16 protein-coding genes are annotated in these 23651 nt (G+C 73.9%); 3 read left to right on the top strand and 13 right to left on the bottom strand.

Annotated elements, in window-relative coordinates; translation table 11 throughout:
- Position 1: 1 nt before the first annotated feature.
- Together ABZX90_RS06100 and ABZX90_RS06095 are read left to right on the top strand one after the other, a co-directional pair.
- The gene (locus ABZX90_RS06100) at positions 2–412 is read left to right on the top strand and encodes a thioesterase family protein (protein ID WP_351134132.1); all 411 of its coding nucleotides are present in this window, start codon (positions 2–4) and stop codon (positions 410–412) included.
- On the top strand, positions 409–1134 hold the full coding sequence (locus tag ABZX90_RS06095) for a hypothetical protein (RefSeq protein WP_355201832.1): 726 nt from the start codon (positions 409–411) through the stop codon (positions 1132–1134). The genes ABZX90_RS06100 and ABZX90_RS06095 overlap by 4 nt, the downstream gene beginning before the upstream one ends.
- 46 nt (positions 1135–1180) lie before the next feature.
- On the opposite strand, the gene ABZX90_RS06090 is transcribed toward ABZX90_RS06095, so the two are convergent.
- From ABZX90_RS06090 to ABZX90_RS06075, 4 genes are all read right to left on the bottom strand, one after another.
- The gene (locus ABZX90_RS06090) at positions 1181–2176 is read right to left on the bottom strand and encodes an ABC transporter ATP-binding protein (protein WP_355201830.1); all 996 of its coding nucleotides are present in this window, start codon (positions 2174–2176) and stop codon (positions 1181–1183) included.
- Between the two features lie 98 nt (positions 2177–2274).
- Positions 2275–5073 carry an ABC transporter permease gene (locus tag ABZX90_RS06085; RefSeq protein WP_355201828.1) on the bottom strand — a complete coding sequence of 933 codons (2799 nt, stop codon included), beginning with the start codon at positions 5071–5073 and terminating at the stop codon, positions 2275–2277.
- Position 5074: 1 nt separating this feature from the next.
- The gene (locus tag ABZX90_RS06080) at positions 5075–8362 is read right to left on the bottom strand and encodes an ABC transporter permease (protein ID WP_355201826.1); all 3288 of its coding nucleotides are present in this window, start codon (positions 8360–8362) and stop codon (positions 5075–5077) included.
- Positions 8363–8514: 152 nt separating this feature from the next.
- Positions 8515–8919, bottom strand: a complete 405-nt coding sequence (locus ABZX90_RS06075; protein WP_351134143.1) for a globin — start codon at positions 8917–8919, stop codon at positions 8515–8517.
- Between the two features lie 197 nt (positions 8920–9116).
- On the opposite strand from ABZX90_RS06075, the gene ABZX90_RS06070 reads away from it, so the two are divergent.
- The gene (locus ABZX90_RS06070) at positions 9117–10109 is read left to right on the top strand and encodes a methyltransferase domain-containing protein (RefSeq protein WP_351134145.1); all 993 of its coding nucleotides are present in this window, start codon (positions 9117–9119) and stop codon (positions 10107–10109) included.
- A gap of 105 nt (positions 10110–10214) precedes the next feature.
- Here the strand turns inward: ABZX90_RS06070 and ABZX90_RS06065 are convergent, their stop codons facing one another.
- The 9 genes from ABZX90_RS06065 to ABZX90_RS06025 all read right to left on the bottom strand — a co-directional run bounded on the left by ABZX90_RS06065 (position 10215) and on the right by ABZX90_RS06025 (position 23649).
- Entirely contained in the window at positions 10215–11528 is a 1314-nt protein-coding gene (locus tag ABZX90_RS06065) for an FHA domain-containing protein (RefSeq protein WP_351134147.1), read from the bottom strand.
- Between the two features lie 73 nt (positions 11529–11601).
- Positions 11602–12948 carry a VWA domain-containing protein gene (locus ABZX90_RS06060; protein WP_355201823.1) on the bottom strand — a complete coding sequence of 449 codons (1347 nt, stop codon included), beginning with the start codon at positions 12946–12948 and terminating at the stop codon, positions 11602–11604.
- Positions 12949–13048: 100 nt separating this feature from the next.
- A complete protein-coding gene (locus ABZX90_RS06055) occupies positions 13049–14533 on the bottom strand; it encodes a protein phosphatase 2C domain-containing protein (RefSeq protein WP_355201821.1) in 1485 nt (494 codons plus the stop codon).
- Positions 14534–17050 (bottom strand): tetratricopeptide repeat protein, encoded by a 2517-nt coding sequence (locus ABZX90_RS06050; protein WP_355202340.1) that lies wholly within the window; start codon positions 17048–17050, stop codon positions 14534–14536.
- An 88-nt stretch (positions 17051–17138) separates the two neighbouring features.
- Entirely contained in the window at positions 17139–18473 is a 1335-nt protein-coding gene (locus tag ABZX90_RS06045) for a hypothetical protein (RefSeq protein WP_355201819.1), read from the bottom strand.
- A gap of 69 nt (positions 18474–18542) precedes the next feature.
- Positions 18543–19571 (bottom strand): glutamate ABC transporter substrate-binding protein, encoded by a 1029-nt coding sequence (locus tag ABZX90_RS06040; RefSeq protein WP_351134155.1) that lies wholly within the window; start codon positions 19569–19571, stop codon positions 18543–18545.
- 14 nt (positions 19572–19585) lie between these two features.
- A complete protein-coding gene (locus tag ABZX90_RS06035; RefSeq protein WP_355202337.1) occupies positions 19586–21025 on the bottom strand; it encodes a hypothetical protein in 1440 nt (479 codons plus the stop codon).
- A gap of 342 nt (positions 21026–21367) precedes the next feature.
- Positions 21368–22324, bottom strand: a complete 957-nt coding sequence (locus tag ABZX90_RS06030; RefSeq protein ID WP_351134164.1) for a BadF/BadG/BcrA/BcrD ATPase family protein — start codon at positions 22322–22324, stop codon at positions 21368–21370.
- Between the two features lie 59 nt (positions 22325–22383).
- Positions 22384–23649, bottom strand: a complete 1266-nt coding sequence (locus ABZX90_RS06025; protein ID WP_355201817.1) for a 6-phospho-beta-glucosidase — start codon at positions 23647–23649, stop codon at positions 22384–22386.
- Between the last annotated feature and the right edge of the window lie 2 nt (positions 23650–23651).

Below are 23651 nucleotides of genomic sequence, written 5' to 3'. Positions count from 1 at the left end.
CTTGCGCCACATCTACCGCTGCCCGCTGCGCTGGGCGGACATGGACGCGTACGGCCACGTCAACAACGTGGTCTTCCTCCGCTACCTGGAGGAAGCCCGTATCGACTTCCTGTTCCGCCCGGAGAAGGACTTCAAGCAGGGGTCCGTGGTGGCGCGTCATGAGATCGACTACAAGCGGCAGTTGGTCCACCGGCACGCGCCGGTGGACATCGAGCTCTGGGTGACGCAGATCCGGGCGGCGTCCTTCACGATCAACTACGAGGTGAAGGACCCGGACCAGGTCTACGTCACGGCCTCGACGGTGATCGTGCCGTTCGACTTCGAGCAGCAGCGCCCGCGCCGGATCACGGCCGAGGAGCGCGACTTCCTGGAGTCGTTCCGGGACGACGAGGACGAGGCCGTCGCGGCATGACCGTCCTGCACCTCGCCGACGCGGGGGAGGCGGCCGATCTCGGCGCCTTCCTCGCCCGGCTCGTCCACTACGACCGCGCGGCCGCCGTGCGCCTCCAGGCGCACGGCACCACGCTCGCGGTCTTCGGCCGGCCGCCGTCGTTCGAGGTCCTCGCGATCCGTACGGCGCGCCTGGCCAAGCCGTACGAGAAGGGGCTCGACGTCACCCTCGACGTGACCGTCTCGGCCGGTGAACTCCTGGAGTCCGTCGAGGAGTCGGCGGCCACCGCCACCGTTCCGGAAGCCGTCACCGGGCCACCGTGGGCCGGCGTCCTGCCGCCCCGCGGCGGCTGGCGGCAGGAGCCGGGGCTGCCCGCCCCGGAAGCCGTAAAAGCGATGGTCACGGCCGCGGTGGCCGAATTCCGGTCCCGTACCGAAGAGTTGGCTCCCGAGCTGCGGACCCGTGCCGAACTCGACCGTGTCGGGCGGGAGATATGGTCCCGGCCGATCGGTGACACCGGACTTCCCGTGCGGGCCGCGCACGCCGCGCAGTCGCTGGGATTCCTGCGGCCCGTGCCGCCCGCGCCCGCAGCCGTAGCCGCGGGCGTCCCGGAGCAAGTCCCTTCGGGCGAGAGTCCCTTGGCGCTGTACTCGTCCGGGGCCTGGCTGCGCCTGCGCACGCCCTTCGGGTCGATCGCCGTCCGCAGGGCGGGACTCCTGGCCCTGGACGTCAGCGTCCACTGATCCCCGCGTAACCGTCCCCGCCCCGCCCCCGCCCTCGCGAGGGCGGTCAGTCGGGTCGGCGCCCGTCCGGCCATACGCCGATGTGGTCCGGCTCCAGTTCCAGGGCCACGCGGTCCCGCATGCCCAGCGCCTGGGTGTACTCGGCGGGGAGCTGGAGACGCCCGGCCCGGTCGAGCATCGCGTACTCGCGGGCCACGACCGCCTCCTGACCGGTCGCCGCGTCCACCTCCGTGCGACGCAGGACCTCGGTGGAGGTGCGGCCGTCGCGGATGGCGACCGTGCGGCGGACCTCGGAGGCGACGGTCTGATCGTGGGTGACGATCACGACGGTGGTGCCGAGGAGCTCGTTGGCGGTACGGAACGCGGCGAAGATCTGCTCGGCCGTGTGCGAGTCGAGCTCGCCGGTGGGCTCGTCGGCGAGCAGCACGGCAGGGGCGTTGGCGAGAGCGACGGCGATCGCCACGCGCTGCTGCTGACCGCCCGACATCTCGTGCGGACGCCGACCGCGACAGTCGGCGACGCCCAGCAACTCCAGCAGTTCCAGAGCCCGTTCGGACCGGGCGCGTCGGCGTGTGCGGCTGCCGGCCAACTGCATCGGCAGGACGACGTTCTGAGCTGCCGTCAGGTAGGGCAGGAGGTTGCGGGACGTCTGCTGCCAGACGAAGCCGACGACCTCCCGCTGGTAGCGCAGGCGCCTCTTCGCCCCCATCGTGAGCAGATCGCGGCCCGCGACCCGCGCCGCTCCCGCGGTGGGCGTGTCCAGGCCGGCCAGGATGTTCATCAGCGTCGACTTGCCGCTGCCCGACGCACCCACCAGTGCCATCAACTCGCCCTCCTGGACCAGCAGATCGAGGCCCTGGAGCGCCTGCACCTCCACACCGTCCGTGGAGAAGATCCGGACCAGACGGTCGCAGGTGATCAGGGCGTCGTGGCCGTAGGCGGGACGGTCCCGGCGGGCGGCGGCACGGTCGGCGAGGTCGGCGAAGGTGGGGCCGGCGGGGTTCGCGGCGCCGGTGGCCTCCGTGGGGTCGGCGGTGGTCATGGGCGACTCCTCGTGGCGCTGGTCGAGTGGGGTGCCCGGGGCGGTGGCCGAGTCCATCCGGTGCCCTGCCTCTCCCCGTCGGTTGTTGCCTGTGTCTCTCATCGGCTGTCCCCCGCCCGCAGCTCCCGGACCGATCCGCGTCTGCCCGTCCACCACGCCTGCGCCGCCGCGATGCCCGTCGCCAGAGCCAGGACGGTTGCCGACGGCAGGAGCAACGAGAGCGCGTCCGCGCGGAGCCGGGCGGTCCCCGCGGGCGCGCTGTGGGCGGAGAGGGCGATGGCCGTCAGGTCGATGCCGGGGGACAGGAGGCGGATCGCCGCCCAGCCCGTGAGCGCGCCGCCCGCCGCCGCGAGGAGGGCCTGGGGGAGGGACTCCAGAACCAGGAGGTGGCGCCCCTGGGCCCGGGTGAGACCCATCGTGCGCAGCCGGGCGAGGAGCGCGGCCCGTTCGGGGGCGGCGCGTACGAGGGTCAGCAGCAGGGCGAGCAGGGCGTACCCGGCGCCCGCCGCGACCGCCGCCGTGTAGATCCGCTCGGCGCCCGACTGCAGGGGCGAGTCCACGTACCGCGCCCGCTCCTCCGCCCGCAGCCGTACGTCCACGCCGGTGCCCGCCGCCTTGCGCAGCGCGCCCCCGTAGAGGTGGCCGCCGGTCACGAGCAGTGCGGTCGGGCGCGCGGCACGAGGGGCGAGACCGGCCCGGTCCACGACCAGGAAGTCCAGGTCGGACACGGCGGGCGTCGACTCCCGCACCACCGTGATCCGCACGGTCACCTCGCTGTTGTCCTCCATCAGTACGGAGACAGGGTCGGTGCCGTAGCGATCGGCGACGGCGGGGGAGGCGATGGCGGGGAGCACAACGGCGCCGGAGCCGGAACGGGGTGCCCGCAATTTCGCCTCCGGGAATCCGCCGAGGCCGACCTCCCGGGCCAGGCGTCCGTAGGCCCCCGGTTCCACGCCCACCACCGCCACCGTCTCTCCCGCCGTGCCCGACCCCATTCCGGTCCGGGCCCGGTAGGCCACGCTCACCGGCGTGACCTCGCGCACGCCCGGTGACCGGCGGACCCGGGCGGGGAGGGCGGCGGGCAGGGCGTGGGTCGCCTCGACGCGGGCGTCGGCGCCGGTGGCGAGGAGGGCCGCGTGGTCGCGGGCGTCCTGGACGCCCGCGAGGACCGAGCCGCCGAAGGCCGCCGTGGTGAGTGCGGTGAGGAGCGCCAGCAGCGGCAGCACCGTGGAGGCGGACGTGCGGCCCGCGCGGGCCAGCGAGAGATGCGCGACCGCTCCGCGCAGCCGCCCCGCGGGGCGGGACAGGCGCCGCAGCGGCAACGGGTAGAGCCGCACCAGGACCAGCGCCGCGATGACACCCACCAGCACCGGTGCCAGGGCGACCAGTTGGTCCCCGGAGGCTCCGGCGGAGTCCGTGGCGCCGGTTCCCCTGCGCCGCAGGGCTTCCACCGCCCCCGCCGCCAGCACCAGCACGGTGAGTTCCGCGACCGTGCGGCGCCGTGAGGGACGTACGGACGTGATGTCCTCGCGCGCCCCGTGGACGTGCAGCGCGCGGTGGGCGAGCGCGGCGCGTACCGGCAGGGCGGCGCAGGCCAGGACCGTCACCGCGACCGCGGCGGCCACCGCGTAGCCGGTACGGCCGTGCGGGACGGCGAGCAGGGCGCCGGTGAGGCCCAGGGCGCCCGCCGGGACGGCGACGACCGCCGTCTCGGCGAGCAGCCGTCCGAAGACGCCACGCGGCGAACCGCCACGGGCGCGCAGCAGGACGAGTTCGGCGCGGCGGCGCTCCGCGGCGAGACCGCTCGCCATGAGGAGCACGACGGCGGCGACCGTTCCCGTGCCGGACGCGGCCACGGCCACCAACGGGGCGACGCCGGAGCGCAGTTCGGTGAAGGACTTCAGGACGTCGTCCAGGTCCGTGGTCGCGTCGGCCAGCGGGTCCACGCGTTCCCGGATCCGCCCCAGGCCGGGGCCCGACTCCAGCGCGGCGATCGCGGAGGTCAGCCGGGGCACGTCGTGGGCGGCCGGAGCGGAGATGTCGGGGGCCAACTGCCAGTAGCGCTCGGGCCGTGCGGACGTGCCGAGCATGACGGGTGCCGCGTCCGGCGGCAGCAGCAGGGCGCCGAGCCAGTACTTGTCCGCGTCGCCCCCCTGGTCGGGGAGCTGGATGAGGGACGGCTCGCGCACCACCGGCTGGGCCGTCCAGTAGGCGCCGCCGGGCTCGCGCGGGTCGACGACGCCGGTGATCCGAACCGCCAGCGGCGCGCGCTCCACAGCGGACACGTGGATCACCGAACCCGCCTTGATGCGCAGGGTCCTGGCCGTCTCGGCGGTGACGGCCGCCTCCACCTCGGGTGTCGACGCGGTCACCGTGCCCGTCGAGCGCGGAAGGCGCCCGGACCTCAGCCGGGAGTGATCGCCGAGGCCGTTCTGCGCGACGAGCGCGATATGGGTGGGCACCCCGGTCGGCCGGGGCAGCCAGGGGTCCGGCGCGGCCGCGGGGTCGGTGGTGCGCACCCCGTACGAGGACTGCCCGGCGTCGACGGACAGGGGCTTGTCGACCGCGGCCAGCACATCGGCGTACCCCTTGCGCAGGGTGGCCGCGCTCAGGGCCTTCTCCCGTTCCTCCTGCGGGAGTTCGACACCGGGCTGCGGGGTGAACACCTGGAGGGTGGTCCGCCGGGCCGAGGCGTCGTCGAGGACCCGGCGCAGCCCCGCGTCCTCGTACCGGTCGAGCGCGCGCGGGAAGAGGGCGGCCAGACAGGCGGTCAGCGCGACGAGCAGGGCCAGGGCGAGGGCCGCCCCGGGCGCGGCGCGCAGCCGGGTGCGCACCCAAGGGGCCTCGACGGTCGTCCGGCCCCCGTGGGGCGTCCTTCCCTTGCCGGTTCCGGTCATGTCACTCGCCTCCCAGCCGGCGCAGCGAACCTGCCGTGTCCGGGCGGCGCAGCGCCAGGAACGCCGTGATGGCCAGCGGCGTCACGGCCACGGCCGCCAGCAGCACGGCGACGTGCGCGAGCGGGAGCCGGACCAGGACCCCGGGGACCGGCCGGCCGGCCTCCGACGTCAGGACGATCAGCGGGACGACCGCCCTGGTCAGCACCGTGCCGAGAGCGACTCCCACCACCAGTGCCAGGAACACCAGGACGCCCTGCTCGGCGGCGATCAGCCGGGCCAGCTGGCGGCGCGGCGCGCCCAGGGCCCTGAGCACCGCGAACTCGGCGCCGCGTTCGCGCAGCGATCCGGCCGTGCTCACCGCGAAACCGACCGCGGCCAGGGCCGCCGCCACCACGGCCGCCGCGGCGAACGCGGCCTGAGGGCCGGCCCCGAACGGGTCGTCGCGCAGCCGGTCGGCGAGCTCGTCGCGCACGACGACCTGCGAGGGATCGATGCCGGGCAGCTCGCGCAGAGCCGCCGCCACCCGCGCCGCGTCGCCGGACGCGGTGTGCAGCCACCACTCGGTGGGCGCGACGCTCAGCCCCTGGCGCGCCTGCAACACCCGGTTCACGGACCGGAGATCGACGAGCAGCGCCCCGCCCCCGTCGTCGCCGTCCGAGGTCGTCGGCAGCGCCCGTACGGTGTCCACGATCCGCACCGGGACCGTCCCGCCGGCGAACGGCACGTCCAGCCGCTGCCCCGGCCGCGCGCCCGACGACTCCAGGAAACGGTCCGTCGCGATGGCGGTGATCCCTGGAACCGGAGGCTGGACGACCCGCAGACGGACCGTCAGCGAGGTGATCTGCCAGGCGAATTCGTTCGGGACGTAGCCGGTGCCGTAGCGGACCGAGAGGGACCGGTCCGAGGACGTCGTCGTCCGCGGGGGTGTGGGGCGGGTGGACGCGTCCGGCGACGCCGACGTGCTGTTGGTCCGCGAGGTGGTGTCCCAGTCGGTCGGCAGCGGGAGTCGCCGCCGCGCCCCGCCCGCGTCGGTCGCGCTCAACTCCTCGACGTCGACCCGGTGTTGCTGGGCCTTGTCGATGGGCTGGGTCATGTCCAGCTGGAGTCCGGTGAACGTCAGCGGGCCCGAGGGGAGGTCCAGCGACAGGGGGTGCGGCCTTCCGTCGCCGGGCAGTTCACCGATCCGCACGGTGTACGGCGTTCCGAAGCCGTCCTCCAACGTGACCGACACGTCCGCGGTCGCCCCCTCCCCGGTGCTGCGCATCCGCAGCGTCATGCCGAGCCGTGTCGCGCCCTTCGGGATCGCGGTGCCCTTGGTCGCGCCCTTCGGGGCGAGCCCCGCCAGCAGGGGTTTCACCGGTCGGCCGGCCAGATCGCCGCGCAGCAGCACCCCGTCCGCCGCGTGCGTGGTGTCCAGCGCGAGGACCGTCGCCGTACGGCTGCCCGACAGCGGCAGGGTCGTGCGGGCGGCGGGCGCCGCCGAGCGGACGTCCGGGAGCGCCGTGTAGGTGCCGGCCTGGCCCGGACCGGCGTCGTCGCCCGCGAGGACGCGCACGGACGTACCGGCCCGGAAGTCCGCCTGATCGTCCTGCGAGCGGTCCCAGGAGGCGCCCTGGCCGATGGCGAGCATGCCCGTGGCCACCGCGAGGACCAGGAGCAGGACCGGTCCGGCGCCACGCGTCGGGCGGCGGCCGATCTGCCAGCCCGCGAGGGCGGCGGGCAGCCCCCGGCCGCTCGCCGCCCGGTGCTCGGCGAGCCGGGCCACGGGAGGCAGCAGCCGCAGGGTGAGCACGGTTCCGGCGAGCAGCGCGAGGGAGGGCGCCGAGACCAGCAGCGGATCGATGCCGAGGGTGCCCCGGCCGCCCGCGTCGGAACCGGGCGTCGGGGAGGAGGAGCCGGTGAGGGCGCCCGAGGTCTGCCGGTCCAGTTGCCAGTAGGCGACCCCGGCGATCACCAGCAGGCCGACGTCCGCGCCCGCGCGCACCGGACCCGGCAGCGAACGCGCCCGCCCCGCCGGCCCGTCCCCGGCGGTGAGCGCCGGGACCGTCACGGCCAGCGCGCACCCCAGCGCCACCCCCGCCGCGACCAGCCACACCCCGCCGCGCCCCGCGGCGAGGTCGAGGTGCAGCCCGATCCGCCCCGGTGCGCCCAGTCCCGCGAGCAGCCGGGTCAGCGGCCCGGCGGCGGGCGGCGCGCAGAGGGCCGCGGGCACGGCCAGCAGCAGTGCCTCCAGCGCGGCGAGCCCGGCGATCCGGCCGCGTGAGGCTCCCCGCGCCCGCAGCACCTGTGTCTCGCCCGCCCGTTCGGCGCTCAGCAGCCGGGCGACCAGCAGCAGCGCGTAACCGGCGAGCAGCGCCAGTTGCAGGGCGACGATCAGCAGCGTCGAGCGCGACACCAGCAACGAGCGGTCGACGCTGTCGAGGACTTCGGGCAGCGAGGTCGTGACGGCCGTCGCCCCGCTGAGGGCGTGGTTCTTGCGCAGCCCCGACTGGCCCGCGCGGGCCGCGTCCCGCAGGGCGCCGATCCCGCCGGGCGTCAGGGTCGAGAAGTCGGCCGACGCGAGCCACGCGGACTCCCCGGCGCTCACCCGGCCGCCGGTGAGGGTGCCGGGATCGGCGAGCAGGGGGCCGTACGTCGTGAAGTCGACCTTCTTGATGCCGCGTCCGCCCAGTTCGTCGAGCCGCCAGTAGGCCGCGCCTGCCCGGGCGGGCCGGTACAGGCCGGTGATCCGCACGCGCACCTTCGGGCCGCCGAGCCGGTCCACGAGGGTGAGCCGCGCTCCCGGCCGCAGCCCGAGCCGGTCGGCGGCCCGCGCGGGCAGGGCGACATCGATGACGGAGGTGGCGGAGGTGGCGGAGGCGCCGGACCCGGCGGGCAGCCGTCCCGCGGTGACCCTGACCTGGGTGCGGTCGAGGGCGGCGAAGCGGGTGAGGTCCGGGTCCCCGGCCCGTGCGGCGGGCTCCTGGAGGGAACGGGGGAGCGCGTACGGGCCCGAGCGCACCAGCGTGCGCACGGTGACCGGGAACCCGTCGAAGGTGCGCCCGGCCCCCTCGCGTACGGCCCTGGCGGCGGCGGCCCGCCCGCCCGAGGCGACGTCGGCGCGGACGAGCAGCGAGGTGGCGTCGGCGTTGGCGGGGTCCTGGAGCGCGTGGCGCAGTGAGGCGTCGCCGATCGCGCCCGAGTACGCGGTGAGCGTCGCGAGAACCGCCGTGGTCAGCAGGACGGTGAGCAGCGCGGCGGCCGGCAGCAGACGGTGTGCCCGCGCGCGCAGTAGGACGAACCCCGTCACCCGGCCCCCCGCCGTTGTCCCGGATCTCGGACTTTCGCGTGATGCTTCCAGAGGGGAGGGCCCGGGTGTAAGCGCTTGTAGAGCGGCCTTGACCGGATTGTGACCGGAATCCGACGCCGCGCGACCGGAATGCGCGCGTCAGTGACCGGTGGTCAGCTCGCTGTGTTCACCATCGAAGCGGCCGCGTACGTCAGGTAGTTCCACAGCGTGTGCTCGTGCTCCTCGGAGAGGCCGAGCTCGTCGACGGCGACGCGCATGTGCGTGAGCCAGGCGTCGTGCGCGGCCTGGTCCACCTTGAAGGGGGCGTGCCGCATCCGCAGCCGGGGGTGGCCGCGGTTCTCGCTGTACGTCGTCGGGCCGCCCCAGTACTGGATCAGGAACAGCGTGAGGCGCTCCTCGGCCGGACCCAGATCCTCCTCGGGATACATGGGCTTCAGCAGCGGATCGCCGGCGACACCCTCGTAGAAACGGTGCACGAGGCGCCGGAAGGTCTCCTCGCCGCCGACCTGCTCGTAGAAGGTCTGCTCCTGAAGCGTGCCGCGCCGAATCTCTTTCACGCCCCCATGCTCTCAGACGGGGTGACCGAGGACTCAAGGCTTAGGACTACGCACCAGACGGTGGACGGACCGCTCCGTCCACGCACCACACGGTGGACGGACCCGCTCCGTCCACGCACCGCGCCGTGGACGGATCCGCTCCGGATCGGCCGGGTCCGGCGCTCGCCTCGTGGCCCGTCCGGCAGCACAGTGGAGGTATGGGTGCGCACGCTCTCGACACCGGCACCGACCCGGAGGACCTCGCCGACCTGGCGCGGGCGTCCCTGGTGCGCGAGATCGACCGGAGCGGGGCCTGGGAGAGCGACCCGGTCTGGCGGGAGGCCTTCGAGGCCGTCCCGCGCCACCTCTTCGTGCCCTCCTACTACATCGGCGTCAGCGGCGGCTTCGAGCGCGTGTGGGGCGAGGACCCGGACCCGCGGGCCAGGGACCGCTGGCTGCGCGGCGCGTACGCGGACGCCCCGCTGGCGACCCGGGTGCGGGACGGGGAGCTGGTCTCCTCCAGCAGCCAGCCGTCGCTGATGGCGAAGATGCTGACCGAGCTGGCGGTACGGGACGGGGACGCCGTCCTGGAGATCGGCGCCGGCACCGGCTACAACGCGGCCCTGCTCGCCCACCGCCTGGGCGACGACCTGGTGACCACGATCGACCTCGACGTGGAGATCACCGAGGCCGCGCGACAGCATCTGGCCATCGCCGGGTACCGGCCGACCGTCGTCACCGGCGACGGCGCCCGCGGGGTCCCCGAGCGCGCTCCCTTCGACCGGATCATCGCCACCTGCACGCTGGCCACGATCCCGCGCCCGTGGCTGCCCCAGTGCAGCCCCGGTGCCCGCATCCTCGCGCCGCTGGCCACCGGCCTGATCGCGCTGCGCGTGCGCGACGCCGGGCATGCCGAGGGGCGCTTCCTGCACACGCCCGCCTTCTTCGTGCCGCTGCGCGGCGCCACCCGGCCCGGGCCGGAGCCGGAGCCGGCCCGGCTCGGCGGGCTGCCGCGCCGGGCCCGCGGCCACGACCTGTTCCGGTTCCTGCTGACCCTGACGGCGGGCAGCCTGGACCCGCACGACGCGTACGCGCTGTGGGAGCGCGAGGGGCAGCCGACACGCGAGCGGTACGGGATCACGGTCGACGAAGGGCGCGCCTGGGCCTGGCTGGACGACCCGGAGGGGCCGTACGCCTGGCCACTGCCGTGAGCCCGCCCGCGCGGCCGGGAGCGGCCCCCGGCGGTGGGAGCCGCCCGGAGCCGCTGAAGCCTGCTCGGCCGGGCGGGGTGGTGACCAGCGCGCCCGGGACCGTGCTCAGCCCCGGCGGATCGTGATCGTCGTCCAGGCGCCGACGTGCACCCGGTCCCCGTCCTGCAGCGGTACCGGAACGAACGGCTGGATGGGCTCCTCGCCGCCGTTGACCGTGGTCCCGTTCGTCGAGTTCTGGTCGACGACCGCCCAGGTGCCGTCCGGCTGCTGGACCAGGACCGCGTGCTGGTGCGAGACGCCCGGGTCCTCCGGGGGCACCGACAGGTCGATGTCCGGGGTGTCGCCGGTGGAGTGCCGGCGACGGCCGATGGTGATCTGGTTGCCGATGAGCTGCCGCTGCTGCTCCGGCGAGTACGCGGGAAGGTTCAGGCCCGCGGCCTCGGGCCCGGAGCGCTGCATCATCGCCATGAAGTACTCACGGTCGGGTCCGATGGTCGCGCTCCAGGACAGCGGCTGCTGCTGCTGTTGCTGCTGGTAGCCGGGGCCGGGCGGGGCCTGGGTGACACCGGGCTGCGGGTAGCCGTAGCCGCCCTGACCCGGGCCGTTCGGGCCGCCCTGACCGCCCGGGCCGCCGGGCGAACCAGGCGACGGCGGGGGGATCACCCAGTCGTCGTCAGCGCCGCCGAAGGCCGCGCCGCCGGACTGCGGTCCGCCCTGCTGCGGCGGTCCGCCCTGCGTGAAGGGCGACGCGGGCTGCTGGGTGTAGGCCTGCTGCGGGGCACCGGGGCCGCCGGGCGTGGGCCCGGGCGGCGGCGGAACCGGACGCGACGGGTCGCCGCCGAAGCCCGAGGGGCCGCCGTAGGGCTGGGCCGAGGGGCCCGGCGGGATCGGTTCCGCGGGCCGGTTCATCTGCGAGGGCCGCGAACTCTGGTACTCGAACGGGTCGTGCCCGGGGCCACCGGCACCCGGACCGCCCTGCTGTCCCGGTCCCTGCTGCTGGAACCGCAGCGCGGGATTCTGGCCACCGGGACCACCGGCACCGCCGGGACCACCAGGACCGCCGTACGGCGCCTGCCCGCCGGGACCGCCCTGCGCGGACGCGGGCGGACGCGGGGCCGCCGGGGTGTACGACGTCGCCGTGTTGGTCAGGAAGTTCCACCGGCACTCCTCGCAGAACGGCGCCGCCCCCTCACGGGGCGTACGGCACTGCGGGCAGAGCTCCGGCTCGGAGTCCGGGACGGCGGACAGGTGCGACCGGCCGCCGGGGCCGGGCGGCGGCGAACCGGGCGGCGGATAGGCGTAACCGGCGCCGGGTGGCGGCGGGGGAGGGAGCGGGGGCACGGCACCGGCCATACGGTGACCGCAGACCTCGCACCAGTCGTCGGAACCCGACTGGTGTCCGTTCGGGCAGGTCGGCATGTCGGCGCTTCCCCCTTTCCTTTTCCGGCCGTTGTGACCGGGTTTCTCCGGCTCCCCACGGGAACCGGGCTCGCTACTTCTTTACACGAACAGTCTTTGTGGACCGTGTCTCGAGGGTCATCTCGTCAGCTTCTGCGACCCTTGCTTTCAATCGCACAGTACCTGCCGCGGCGTCGACCACGTCCACCACCTTCGCGAGCAGTTTCGCGGTATCGGCGTTTCCGGAGGCTCCGGCGAGCTGAACGGCCCGTCCCAGCTTGGCTGTTGCTCCGTCCACATCTCCCGCTTTACGAAGATCCAGCCCCTGTTGGATGACTTGTGCCAGTTCGGCCTGACCCGTGTAGTGCGCGACCTGCGGGTTGATGGACGTCGAGGCGACCATGTCGTCGGTCCACACGGCCCGTACGAGCCCCTGCGCGCCGAGGTTCTGCACACTGCCGTCGCCCTGCGGGATCACCAGCGAGACCCGGGCGGCGAGCATCTCCTGGCCGAGGCCTGCCGTCGGGACCTGGACGCACACGTGGTAATCGCGGGACTCGTCGCCCCAGGAGCCGGTCGGGTAGTCGCCCGCGCGGGGGCCGGCCTCGGTGCGACGGTCGGTCAACTCCTCCACCGTGGGCGCCACTTGCTTGACGAACTTGATCTCGGTGCCGACCGGCGTCCACAGCCGCAGGGCCACGTCGGCGACCTCCTTGCCCATGGCCGTCTCCATCATCTGCGTGAAGTCGGCGGCGAGGGCCGCCGGGTCGGCGACGATGTCGGCGGTGCCGAGCAGCGCCGAGGCGATCCCGGTGACCTCCTTGACCTCCCAGTCGGTGCCGACTCCACGCGCGTCACACGTGAAGCGTCCGGCACAGGAGTCCAGCGCGGCCTTCAGGTCCTCGGGCGACTCGTGCTCGTTGCGGCCGTCGGTGAGCACGATGCCGTGCCGGATCGACACCTCCGCCGAGGACAGCAGCCGGTCGGCGAGCCGCAGCCAGGTGCCGATCGCCGTACCCCCGCCCGCGCTGAGTTTGCGCAGCGCCTGTTTGGCCTGGTCGCGGGTGGCCGTGTCGGCCACCGCGAGCCGTCCGTTGCCCGGATAGACCTCTTTGGCGACGTGCGTGCCGCCGATCACCGCGAAGTGGACCCCGTCGCGCAGGGTGTCGATCGCGGCGGCCGTCGCGTCGCGGGCGTTGCGCATCTTGGTCGGCGGGTAGTCCATCGAGCCCGAACAGTCGACCATGATCGCCACGGCGGCGTCCGGGCCCTGCCCCGCCGTGTACAGGTGCGGCGCGGCGACCGCGCTTCCGACGGTGCCGCCGCCGGTCGCGCTCACCGTGACGATCGCGTTGACCTCGCGACCGCCCTCCGGCAGGTACGCGTTCTGGTACACGTCGACCGAGAACTGCGGCACGTTCGACTTCGAGAAATTGGCCATGCTTTCTCTGTCCCCCTCGGGCCTCCGGCTCTGGCGGAGGTGATGACTGTGTGCGGACCGGTCCCCTCCGGTCCGCGGCCGTCCCCGTTCGTTCACGGCCTCAGGCCGATCCTGCCCCCTGGGAGGGGGCGGGGAACGGCAAGACGGCCACTGTTACGTTGTCGTGGCCCCCGCCGTCCAGGGCGTGACCGACCAGAACCTGGGCGCTGTGCAGCGGCCTCTCGGCGGCGTCGAGGGGGACGGCCTCGGCCATGTCCTCCGCCGCCTCCGCGTAGTTCCACAGCCCGTCGGTGCACACGACGACCACACCCGGCCGGTCCGGCTTGAACGAGACGGTGTGCGGCTCCAGTTCGTAGGCGTCGGCGCCGAGCCAGCCGGTGATCGCGTGGGCCCGCTCGTCGGCGTACGCCTCCGCCTCGTTCATCAGGCCCGCGGCGACCATCTGCGCGGCCCACGAGTCGTCCTCGGTGAGCCGGGCCGGCAGCGAGGAGCGGTCGACGGGCACCCAGTAGACGCGGCTGTCGCCGACCCAGCCGACGATCAGCAGGGCGGGAGTGACGACGGCGCCGACGATGGTGCAGGCGGGCGCGTTCACGTGCGGCGCGTGGTCGCCCTGGGCGGTGGACGGGTCGGCCAGCGCGTTGACGGCCTCCGCGGCCGCGACGATCGCCTCGTGCATGGCCTGCTGCGGGTGCGTGCCCAGCGGAAGAGCCGCCAGGAGCGACTCGTTCGCCGCACGGGACGCGGCGAGCGAGGCCTCGTCCGGGCGGGTCGCGGAGGAGACCCCGTCGCAGACGATCGCGACGACCGCGGGGGAACCGTCGGGCAGCGCGGTCGAGGAGATCGCGAACGCGTCCTCGTTGCGGTGGTGGCGCAGACCGCGGTCGCTGACCGCGGCGACCGCGTCCAACTCCTGTTCCATGTGGTCCCGTTCCCGTGGCTGCGCATGCCCGCAGTTCTCGCAGTAGCCGTCGGTGTCGACATGCCCCTCACGGCAGGCCACACACAGCTTGGCACCCGCGGGGGGCGCCGGGAGGTCGGCGGTCCGGGGATCGGCGGGGATCTCGGGGTCAGGTCCCCCGGCCGGACGGCCCTCCGCGGTCCGGGCCCCGTCGGCCGGCGGGGCGAGCGGGTACTCGTCGGGCTCCGAGGGCCGGTCGAACCGCACGCCCGTCGGCTGCCCGGCGGGCCGCTTGGGAACGGACGGCCGGACGCCCGCCGGATCCCCGTGCGGGTGCTCCGGACGCGGGAGTTCGGAACCACTCGGATCCCCGTGCGGGTGCTGCGGATGCGGGAGTTCGGAACCACCCGAATCGGTGCCCCGTATGTCGGTGGCGCGGTGCACCGGCGCGGGTACGTCGGAGCTGTCGACCTCCGGCGCGAGGGGCCAGTCCACGGACGGGGCCGCCGGCGGGGGAGACGCCGACGTGCCGTTCATGGCGATCGTGGGATGGTCCTGCGGCGGTGCGGGCACCGCCGACAGGTCGTAGCCGCACGCACCGCAGAAACGGTCGGCCGCCTCCAGCGGCTCCTCGCAACTGGGGCACCGCGAAACGGCCGTCGGCTGGGGCATCTGGGACATCAATCACACCCACGTCCGGGGGCGGAAACGGTTGGCACGTTCCACCAGGTCGATCCTCTCCTCGCCGCCCCGCGCGAGCCGGGCCAGCGTCCGGTACGAACGTTCGAGGCCGAAACGGAGGCCGCGTTCGTCCAAATCGCTGCCGAGCAGCGCAGGTCCGCCTCCGGAAGCCGGAGCGGAACCCTGGCTACCGGAGAGTACCCAGTCCAGCGCGCAGCCGAGGACCTCCGTCGACAACTGCTCGCGCCGCACCGCGTCCAGACCGAATCCGTCGAGGGCCTCGACCTGCCCGGCGGCTGCCGTCAGATCGCCCAGGAACGGCGCCGCCGCGGCCTCCGCGGCCGACCGCTGCCGCAGCCGCGCCCGCACGGCCGCGACCCGCGCCGCCGTGTAGTGGATCGACGACTCCGGTACGGATTCCAGGGTGCGTACGGCACCACGGCGGTCGCCCGCCGCGAGCTGCACCCGGGCCAGGCCGAACGCCGCGCTCACATAGCTGGGGTCGGTCGTCCACACCAGGCGGTAGTACTCGGCCGCGTTGTCCAGCTGGCCGAGCACCTCCGCGCACAGGCCGAGGGCCAGCTTGGGCGCGGGCTCGCCGGGGAAGGCGTCGTAGATCGCATCGAAGGACAGCGCCGCGACCTCGTTCTCCCCGGTCGCCAGCGCTGTGACACCGCGGTACCAGACCACCCGCCAGTCGTCCGGGTGATCCGTCTCCAGCGCCTCGACGGCCCTGCCCGCGCCGACCAGTTCGCCCATCTCCAGACGGGCCCGCAGCTCACGCAGCCGCAGTTCCGGTGAACCGGCCGGGGCGGCGCGCAGCGCGGCGATCAGCTCCGCGGGCGCGGACGCGATGAGTCCCGCGAGGAAACCGGCGTTCGGGTCGCCCGGGTCCACCCGCGGGACGGGCAGCGCGAGCGCGGTGGCCGCCGCCTGGACGGGCTTGACCAGGGCGGTGGAGGCCGGCGCGAGCGGCGGCCGGGTGCCGTTCGTCCCGGCGGGCAGCCGGGGCGCGCCCTTCTTCCCCCGTACGGGGACCACGCGGCCCCCCAGCCGCGACACGTCCTGCGTCGCCTCGCCGAACAACTCCGTGTCCGTGACCTTGGTCTCCGGTCCGAACAGGGTCGACAGAGACGGCCGCGCACGCCCCGTCTGGAGCGAGACCACCTCGCGCAGCACGCCGGTCAGCTGCTCCGACATCTCCTGCGCGGAGGCGAAACGGCGGGCCGGGTCCGGGTCGGTGGCCCGGACGAGGAGCCGGTAGAAGGACTCGTACTGGCGGAAGACCTCGATGTTGTCGGGGTCGGGCAGGGAGTCCACGAAGACGTTCGTGTAGCCCTGGAAGTCGAAGGCGAGGACGGCGAGCGTACGGGCGACGGTGTAGAGGTCGGAGGCGACCGAGGGACCCGCCTCGGCCACCTCGGGGGCCTGGTAGCCCACCGTGCCGTAGATGGCCGACTCGTCGTCGTCCATCCTGCGGACCGCGCCCATGTCGATCAGCTTGAGCTGGTCCTCGGTCTGGATCGCGTTGTCGACCTTGAAGTCGCAGTACAGCAGATTGCGGCTGTGCAGATGGCCGAGGGCCTCCAGGGCCTCGATGCCGTAGGCGCAGGCCTGCTCCACCGGCAGCGGGTCGCGCTTGCCGTCCGCCGTACGGCGCCCGTTGGCGATCTCCTTCAGCGACTTGCCGCCGACGTACTCCATGACGATGTACCCGTCCAGCGAACCCGTCCGCTGGTCGAGGTGCTCGACGAAGTTGTAGATCCGCACGATGTTGGCGTGCTCGATCTCCGCGAGGAAGCGCCGCTCGGAGATCGCGGCCGCCATCGCGTCCTGGTCGCCGGTGTCGAGCAGGCCCTTGAGGACCACCCAGCGGTCGGACACCGCGCGGTCGACGGCGAGATAGACCCAGCCGAGCCCGCCGTGCGCCAGACAGCCCACCACCTCGTACTGGCCGTGCACGATGTCACCGGTGTGCAGCTTCGGCACGAACGAGTACGGGTGGCCGCACTTCGTGCAGAACCCCTCGGTGCGACCGGGCCGGTCACCGCGCGAACGTCCCACCGGCGCACCGCAGTCGGAGCGCGAACAGAACCGTTTGCGCTCGGGCACCTCCGGGTTCTCCAGGACCATCACGCGCGGGTCGGGCCGCGGCACGTCCGGAACCTCGACGAGCCCGGCACCGAGCCGGCCCCGGCCGGAGGAGGCCGCCGTCGAACCCGAGCTGCGCACCGACACCGAACGGCCCGTCGAACTGCCCGACAGCGACCGCGACAGCCGGCCGGAGACCGAGCGCCGCGACTGCGAGGAGCGCGACGACGTACGCGCGCTGGCACGTGAACCGCTGCGCGCACTGCTGCTGTTGGAGCCGCGCGAACCCCGGCCGCCGCCCGTCGGGCCGGTCGGGGGAGAACTCACCATGCCTTCCCCGGGTTCCCGGCCGCCCCCGAGGGGAGACCCCGACGCCGGCACGACCGGGGCGAGCCCGCACGTGTCGCAGTACAGCTCGCCGCCGCCCATGTCCTCGTACGACCCCTCGCAATCGGGCCGCTGGCACTTCCGCTGTTCGCTCACAGCCTGCTCACTCACACCGCATCCCCTTCAACGCTCACGCGTCGGGCCCCCTCCGGTCCGCACGGTCATGAGGCCCGCCCTGCTCGGGCACCCGCGGGCTCAGCAGCTCGGCGGCCGCCCGCTGGTAGCGCAGCACCGCCTCCTCCGCCACCCGCAGATCGCAGGGAGCGCTCCACAGCATGCGCCGGGCCGCGTCGTAGCGCTCCACCAGGAACGGGTCCTCGGCGAGGCCGTGCCGGGCGACCTTCGCCTTGTACGCGTCGAGACGGCCGCGCAGCTCCGCACGGACCGCCAGCGGCTGGGTGACCGCCGACAACGACTCGCGGGCGCGCAGGAGTTCGTCCTCCGCCTTCTCCTCCAGCGCCTCCAGCAGCGGGGAGAGGCGGTGCCACTGCGCGTGCCTGCGGTACTCCGCGGCCGTCGCCAGCTGCTCCTGCAACGCCGTCGGCGGACCGCTGACGGCCGGCACCTCGGACGCGGCGATCTTCGCGAGCACCTCACCGCGGGCACTCCTCGCCTCGGCGAGCGTGCGGTCCGCGCGGCTGAGCACGTCCCGCAGCCTCACCAGCCGCGCCTCCGCGTCCTGCCGCACGGTGAGCACCGCGTCGATCTCCCGGCGCACCTCCTCCAGGGCGCGCGCCTCACGGTCGTACGTCGTCGTGTCCGGGCGACCGCCGCCCGGGGCCGAACTCCCCTGCGCGGGAACCCAGAAGGCCAGCGGGTCGGAGACGACCCGCTCGCGCAGGGTGGTCAGGGTCCGGGTGATCCGCTCCAGGTCGTCGCCCGAGGGATGCTCGCCGGGGCGCACGCCCACGGAGTGCGCGAGCGTGCGGGTGCGCTGGAGCTCCGCGGCCAGTAAATCGATCCGGGCGGGCAGCGCGGACCACACGGCGTCCGCGGTCACGACCATGTCGAGCGAGGACGCGTACAGCTCGTTCATCCGGTCCACCAGCGCGGCCAGCGAGAACTGCTCGCTGAGCTTTCCGGTGCCGGCCAGCGTCGGCGCGTTCGCGGTGGCCGTGGTGGAACCGGCGACCGTGATGCCGGCACCGCGCAGCAGCTCCGTCAGCTCGACCAGGTCCTCACGGCTGGACCAGCGTCTGCGCGAACGGATCTCGCGCGCGGAGTGCAGCGCGTCCGTGTACGCGTCGAAGTACGCCCACAGCAAGGTGATCGACGCCTCGGCGGACGTCCAGCGCTCCTTGGTCGTGCCGGTGAGTTCGGCGCCTTCCAGGAGTCTGCGGCCCGCGTGGTCCTGCAGGGCGAGGAGCGAGGTCTCGATGGCCTCGTGCTCCGCGCCGAGGCGCGCCAGCGCACGGTCCGCCTCGTCCCGGTCCATCACCGGCCCGGGGGGTCCCGTGACGCCCATCGATCACCTCTCGTTCTCGTGCGTTCCCTGTGCGCTCGGTGTGTGCGCCCGGGCAACTCTCCAGTGGTATCAGGTCGATGACTTGTACTGGGCGGTGGGCGGGTTCTCCGAGGGGGAGTCCGGTCCGAGGGTCGGAGCGAGCCACTTGTCGTACGACTCCCGCCAGCCGTCCTGGCGGTAGTCCGCGAGGATCCGGTTGACCCGGCGTACCAGATCGTCGGAGCCCAGCTTCATCGCCACGCCGTAGTACTCGGTGGTGAAGGGGCCGCCCTTGAGCGCGACCGTGGGGTCCTGGGCCGCCTGGCTCGCTGCGAGCGCGCCGTCCGTGACCACCGCGTCGGCCTCACCGAGCTGGAGGCGCACCAGACAGTCGAGCTGGTTGGGCACGGGAGGGGCGATGACGGCGGAGGACACGAGCTTGCCCGCGTCCCGGTCCGCCTTCAGCCGGTCGTACGCCGTCGACCCCGCCGCCGAGCAGATCCGCTTCCTGGCGAGGGTCTCGTCGTACCCCTTGACGCCGGACTTCGCCGGGGCCAGCACCTGCTGGCCGGTCTTGAAGTACGGCGCGGAGAACGCGACCTGCTGGAGGCGGTCACAGGTGATCGTCATGGTGCGCACCACCATGTCGACCTTGCCGCTCTGGATCGCGGGGATGCGCTGGCTGGTGGGGATGGCCCGGAACTGGACGGCGTTCTCGTCGCCCAGGATGTCCTTGGCTATCGCGTGGACCAGGTCGATGTCGAAGCCCTCCAGGTCGCTGCCGGCCTTCGGGTTGTTCGGGTCGCGGTAGCCCCAGTGGTAGCTGTTCTGGTCGACGCCGACGATCAGCCGCCGGTCCTCGCGGTTCTTGATGGCCTCGATCGTCGCCCCGTCCGCGCCCGACGGGGCGAGACTCCGGTTCTGCGGGTCGGTGCACGCGGCGGCCCTGGCCTGGGTGCCCCGGGCCACGCCCTGCCCGCCGATGCCGGTGCCGCCGGTCCCGCGCACGTCGCTCATAGGCAGCATCAGTGCGAGGACCAGGGCTGTCGCGCAGGCGACGGCCATCGCGCCCACGCCGCCCCAGCCCTTCAGGCTTGCCCTCAGGCGTCGTGCGATCATCGCCGCTCCCCCTCTCACCGGTACTCCGAAAGCCTGCGCCCGATGCCGAGCAACGCGCCCGCCGCGGCCAGCACCGCGAGGACCGCGGCGCCGACCGGGAGGCCGGTCATGGCGCCCAGGCCGTCGCTCGCCGCCCGCTGGAACTCGCTCTCCTCGTGCGTCAGCGCGAGCGTCAGGTTCTTGTCGACGCCGTCGAAGCACTGGCCCGTGGGCTGCTTGTCGGCGGCGCCGATGACCTTGTCCAGGGCGAGCTGGTACCTGCCGTCGTTGTCGGCCTTGCGGGCCTCCTGGTGACGCAGCTTCCATTCCTCCATGTTGGAGGTCGCGGCCTGTACGGGCTTCTCGCCCGGCTGGTCGTCCGCGAGGCCCGCCGCCAGCGCGAGGCCCTTGGTGAGCGTCTTCATGTCCTGGTCGAAGTTGTAGTCGTACAGGTCCACGGTCGTCTTGCCGTCGGCCAGGGTCTTCGTCTCGGCGCCCCGGCTGACCAGGGTGAGGTTCTCGTTGCCCCGCGCCTTCAGGGACGCGATCTGCGCGTCGTGCAGGACGTTCAGCGAACGGACCCCGTGGTCGTAGGAGTCGTTGAGCCCGGCCCGGGCGACGCTGTGCCCGACGGTGAGCCACAGCAGGACGACCACCGAGGCCGCGGTGGCGGCGGCCATGCCCTGGTTCAGAACCCGGTTCGTACGGTGGTAGTTGCGCCGCTGAGCCCAGGCGAGGGCGCCGAGCGCGACGAGACCGAGGGCGATCGCGGCCCACGGGTAGGGCTTCGCGTCGGCGTAGTCGGCGCTCAGCCGCTGGTTCTCGCGCTGGTAGAGATCCTCGGCCTTCGGGAGCATCTCGTGCTGCATCTTCTCGTTCGCGTACCGCAGGTAGGCGCCGCCCAGCGGGTAGCCCTGCCGGTTGTTGGCGCGGGCCCGCTCGATCAGGCCCTTGTACTCCGGCAGCAGTTCGTTCAGCTGGGAGATGGTCCTGGCCGAAGGGGAGCCCGGCTCCGAGCTGTTGGCCGCGGTGATCAGCTTCGCGGCCGCCGTCCTGATGTCCCGCTCGTAGCGGTCGCGGGAGTCCTTCGTCTCCTGGCCGCCCGCGAGGAAGCCGCTGGAGGCCGCGGTGTTGGCGTCGGCGAGGGAGCGGTAGATGTCCGCCGCGCTCGCGCTAAGCGGCTGACTGCTGTGCAGCACGTTGTCCGCGGCGGCCGAACGCTCCGTCATCTGCCAGGCGGTGACCGAGCCGAACGCGACGACCAGCAGGGCGAGGAAGGCGCCGATGATCCGCAGCCGCCCCGGCTCCGTAGTCGCCGCGGCACGCAGCCGGTCCACGCCCTCGGCCCACGCCGTACGCCGTGGTGCCGTGCCGGGAGCCGGCGGGACGCCCTGGTCGGCGCCGAACCCGGCCTGCGGCACGGTGGATCCGCCCGGCGGCACGGGAGGCCCGGGCTGCGACGGCACGGCCGGCATCGTGGGCGCGCCGCGCCCCGGTGGCGCCGCGTTGCCGCTCGGCGGGTGTGTCACTTTTGACCTCCCCCATGGTCATCCGGTCGGTCACGCTCGCCGCGGGCGCGGGAAGCGCGGCCGGCCGGCGTACGTGCACGGCGGCAAGTATCGCCGCCGGGACCGGCATCCGCACAGGCCTTGCCTGGATCTTGTTCGGATCACGGCGCAGCACGTTTCCCCCGTGCCACCCCCCTTCTCATGAACACGTGTTCCGGTTCTGTTTGGTTCCCGGCCCTGCGCGGCAGGTCATGGAGGGTCCGGGAGCCGCCGTGCGACGCACCGGTGCCCCACGCCCCGCGGGCCTCCTCAGCCCCGTTCGTAGAACGACCGCACCCGCGCGTGGATCTCGTCCGCGGCCCGTACGTGGTCCAGGCCCAGGAGCGCCGCTCCCAGCACCGGAGGGGCCGTGACCACCCGGGGGACCGCCTTGGGCGCGCGGGCGGCCAGGAGTTCGTGGATGCGGTCGTCGAGCTGGGGATGGCGGGCGGCGAGGATGCTGCCGCCGAGGAGGACCGGGGTCTCCTCGGTGAGGAGGCCGAGGCGGGTCAGGGCCACCGTGGCCATCGCGACCACCTCGTCCGCGAGCCGGTCGACGAGTCCGCGGGCCACCGGATCGCCGTCCACGGCCGTGGCGAACAGGACCGGGGTCAGCTCGTGGCGCCGCGCGTTGCCGATGTGTTCGAGGTGGAGCGCCTCGATGAGCGCGTACATGGAGTCCAGGCCGAAGTGCGCGGGCAGGGTGCGGGCCAGGGCGGTCGGTCCGCCCCGGCCGTCCTCGGCCCGTGCCGCGTGCCACAGGGCCTCCTCCGCCAGACCCCAGCCGCCGCCCCAGTCACCGGAGATACGGCCGATGGCGGGGAAACGGGCGGTGCGGCCGTCGGGACGCATGCCGACGCAGTTGATGCCGGCCCCGCAGACGACGGCGACGCCGCGCGGCTCGGCGATCCCGGCCCGCAGGATCGCGAAGGTGTCGTTGCGCACCTCCACCCCCGCGCCCCACGCGCGCGCGTGCAGCGCGGCCGCCAACTGCTCCTCCTCCACGGGCAGATCGGCGTTGGCGAGACAGGCCGAGACATGGTCGACCGAGGTGACGCCCGCCTCGGCGAAGGCCCGCCGTACGGCGTCGGCGACCGTGTCCACCGCCGTCTCGACGCCGACCGCCGGGGGCCGGAACCCGCCCCCGCGCGCGACGCCGGTCACCCTGCCGTCCGCGCTCACCACGGCCACGTCGGTCTTGCTGTTCCCCGCGTCGATGGCCAGCACGAGGCCCGCGGCCGCGGGGCCGGACCCGGCGGCCGTCCCGGCGCCGGATTCCGTCGAGGTCATGCCCACGCGAGGTGCTCCCGGTTGTGCGCGATCAGCTGGTCGGTCAGGGCGTCGGCGTAGGCGTACTGGCCGACCAGGGGGTGCGCGAGCAGGGCCCGGAAGACCCGGTCGCGGCCGCCGCGCAGGGCGGCCTCCAGGGCGAGGTCCTCGTACGCCGTCACGTTCGCCATGAGGCCCGCGTACAGCGCGTCCACGGCCGGCACCGGAAGCGGCGTCGGGCCCTTGGAGCTGACCGCGGCCTGTACCTCGATCACCGCGTCGTCCGGCAGGAACGGCAGGGTTCCCCGGTTGTACGTGTTCACCACCTGGTAGGGGCTGCCGCCCCCGCCGAGCAGCGAGGCGGCCAGGTCCACGGCGGCCTCGGAGTAGAAGGCGCCGCCGCGGCGGGCCAGCAGCTCCGGCTTCTCGTCGAGCGCCGGGTCGCCGTACATCGTCAGCAACTGCCGTTCCATCTCCGCGACTTCGGCGGCCCGGGAGGGCTTGGTGCGCAGCTCCTCGACGACGGCGTCGTGCGCGTAGAAGTAGCGCAGGTAGTACGAGGGGACCACGCCGAGGCGGTCGACGAGCGTGCGGGGCAGGCGCAGGTCGTCGGCGACGGCGTCGCCGTGCTCGGCGAGCAGCTTGGGCAGGACGTTCTCGCCCTCGGGACCGCCCAGGCGCACACCGGTCTCCCAGGTGAGGTGGTTGAGGCCCACATGGTCGAGATGCACATCGGCGGGGGAGACCCCGAGCAGCCCGGCGAACTTGCGCTGGAAGCCGATCGCCACGTTGCACAGGCCGACCGTCTTGTGGCCCGCCTGGAGGAGGGCGCGCGTGACGATGCCGACCGGGTTGGTGAAGTCGATGATCCACGCGTCCGGGTTGGTACGGCGGACCCGCTCCGCGATGTCCAGCACCACCGGAACCGTGCGCAGCGCCTTGGCCAGGCCGCCCGCGCCCGTCGTCTCCTGCCCGACGCAGCCGCACTCCAGCGGCCAGGTCTCGTCCTGCCGGCGGGCCGCCTGGCCGCCGACGCGCAGTTGGAGGAGCACCGCGTCGGCGCCCTCCACGCCCGCGTCCAGGTCGGACGTGGTGACGATCCGGCCGGGGTGGCCCTGCTTGGCGAAGATCCGCCGGGCGAGGCCGCCCACCAGCTCCAGGCGTTCGGCGGCCGGGTCGACGAGGACCAGCTCCTCCACGGGCAGGGTGTCCCTGAGCCGCGCGAAGCCGTCGATGAGTTCGGGGGTGTAGGTCGACCCTCCGCCGACCACGGTGAGTTTCATGG

Origin of the sequence: Streptomyces sp. NPDC002935, assembly GCF_040611295.1 — a bacterium.
Lineage (GTDB): Bacteria > Actinomycetota > Actinomycetes > Streptomycetales > Streptomycetaceae > Streptomyces.
The sequence above is the reverse complement of the archived record's forward strand: the minus strand, read 5'-3'. Positions and strand labels throughout refer to the sequence as shown.

Excerpts from the sequence above, each read along its gene's own strand:
- ABZX90_RS06095 (WP_355201832.1), top strand. The coding sequence starts at position 409 with ATGACCGTCCTGCACCTCGCCGACGCGGGGGAGGCGGCCGATCTCGGC.
- ABZX90_RS06090 (WP_355201830.1), bottom strand. The coding sequence starts at position 2,176 with ATGACCACCGCCGACCCCACGGAGGCCACCGGCGCCGCGAACCCCGCC.
- ABZX90_RS06085 (WP_355201828.1), bottom strand. The coding sequence starts at position 5,073 with ATGACCGGAACCGGCAAGGGAAGGACGCCCCACGGGGGCCGGACGACC.
- ABZX90_RS06070 (WP_351134145.1), top strand. The coding sequence starts at position 9,117 with ATGGGTGCGCACGCTCTCGACACCGGCACCGACCCGGAGGACCTCGCC.
- ABZX90_RS06065 (WP_351134147.1), bottom strand. The coding sequence starts at position 11,528 with ATGCCGACCTGCCCGAACGGACACCAGTCGGGTTCCGACGACTGGTGC.
- ABZX90_RS06060 (WP_355201823.1), bottom strand. The coding sequence starts at position 12,948 with ATGGCCAATTTCTCGAAGTCGAACGTGCCGCAGTTCTCGGTCGACGTG.
- ABZX90_RS06050 (WP_355202340.1), bottom strand. The coding sequence starts at position 17,050 with ATGGGCGGCGGCGAGCTGTACTGCGACACGTGCGGGCTCGCCCCGGTC.
- ABZX90_RS06045 (WP_355201819.1), bottom strand. The coding sequence starts at position 18,473 with ATGGGCGTCACGGGACCCCCCGGGCCGGTGATGGACCGGGACGAGGCG.
- ABZX90_RS06040 (WP_351134155.1), bottom strand. The coding sequence starts at position 19,571 with ATGATCGCACGACGCCTGAGGGCAAGCCTGAAGGGCTGGGGCGGCGTG.
- ABZX90_RS06035 (WP_355202337.1), bottom strand. The coding sequence starts at position 21,025 with ATGCCGGCCGTGCCGTCGCAGCCCGGGCCTCCCGTGCCGCCGGGCGGA.
- ABZX90_RS06025 (WP_355201817.1), bottom strand. The coding sequence starts at position 23,649 with ATGAAACTCACCGTGGTCGGCGGAGGGTCGACCTACACCCCCGAACTC.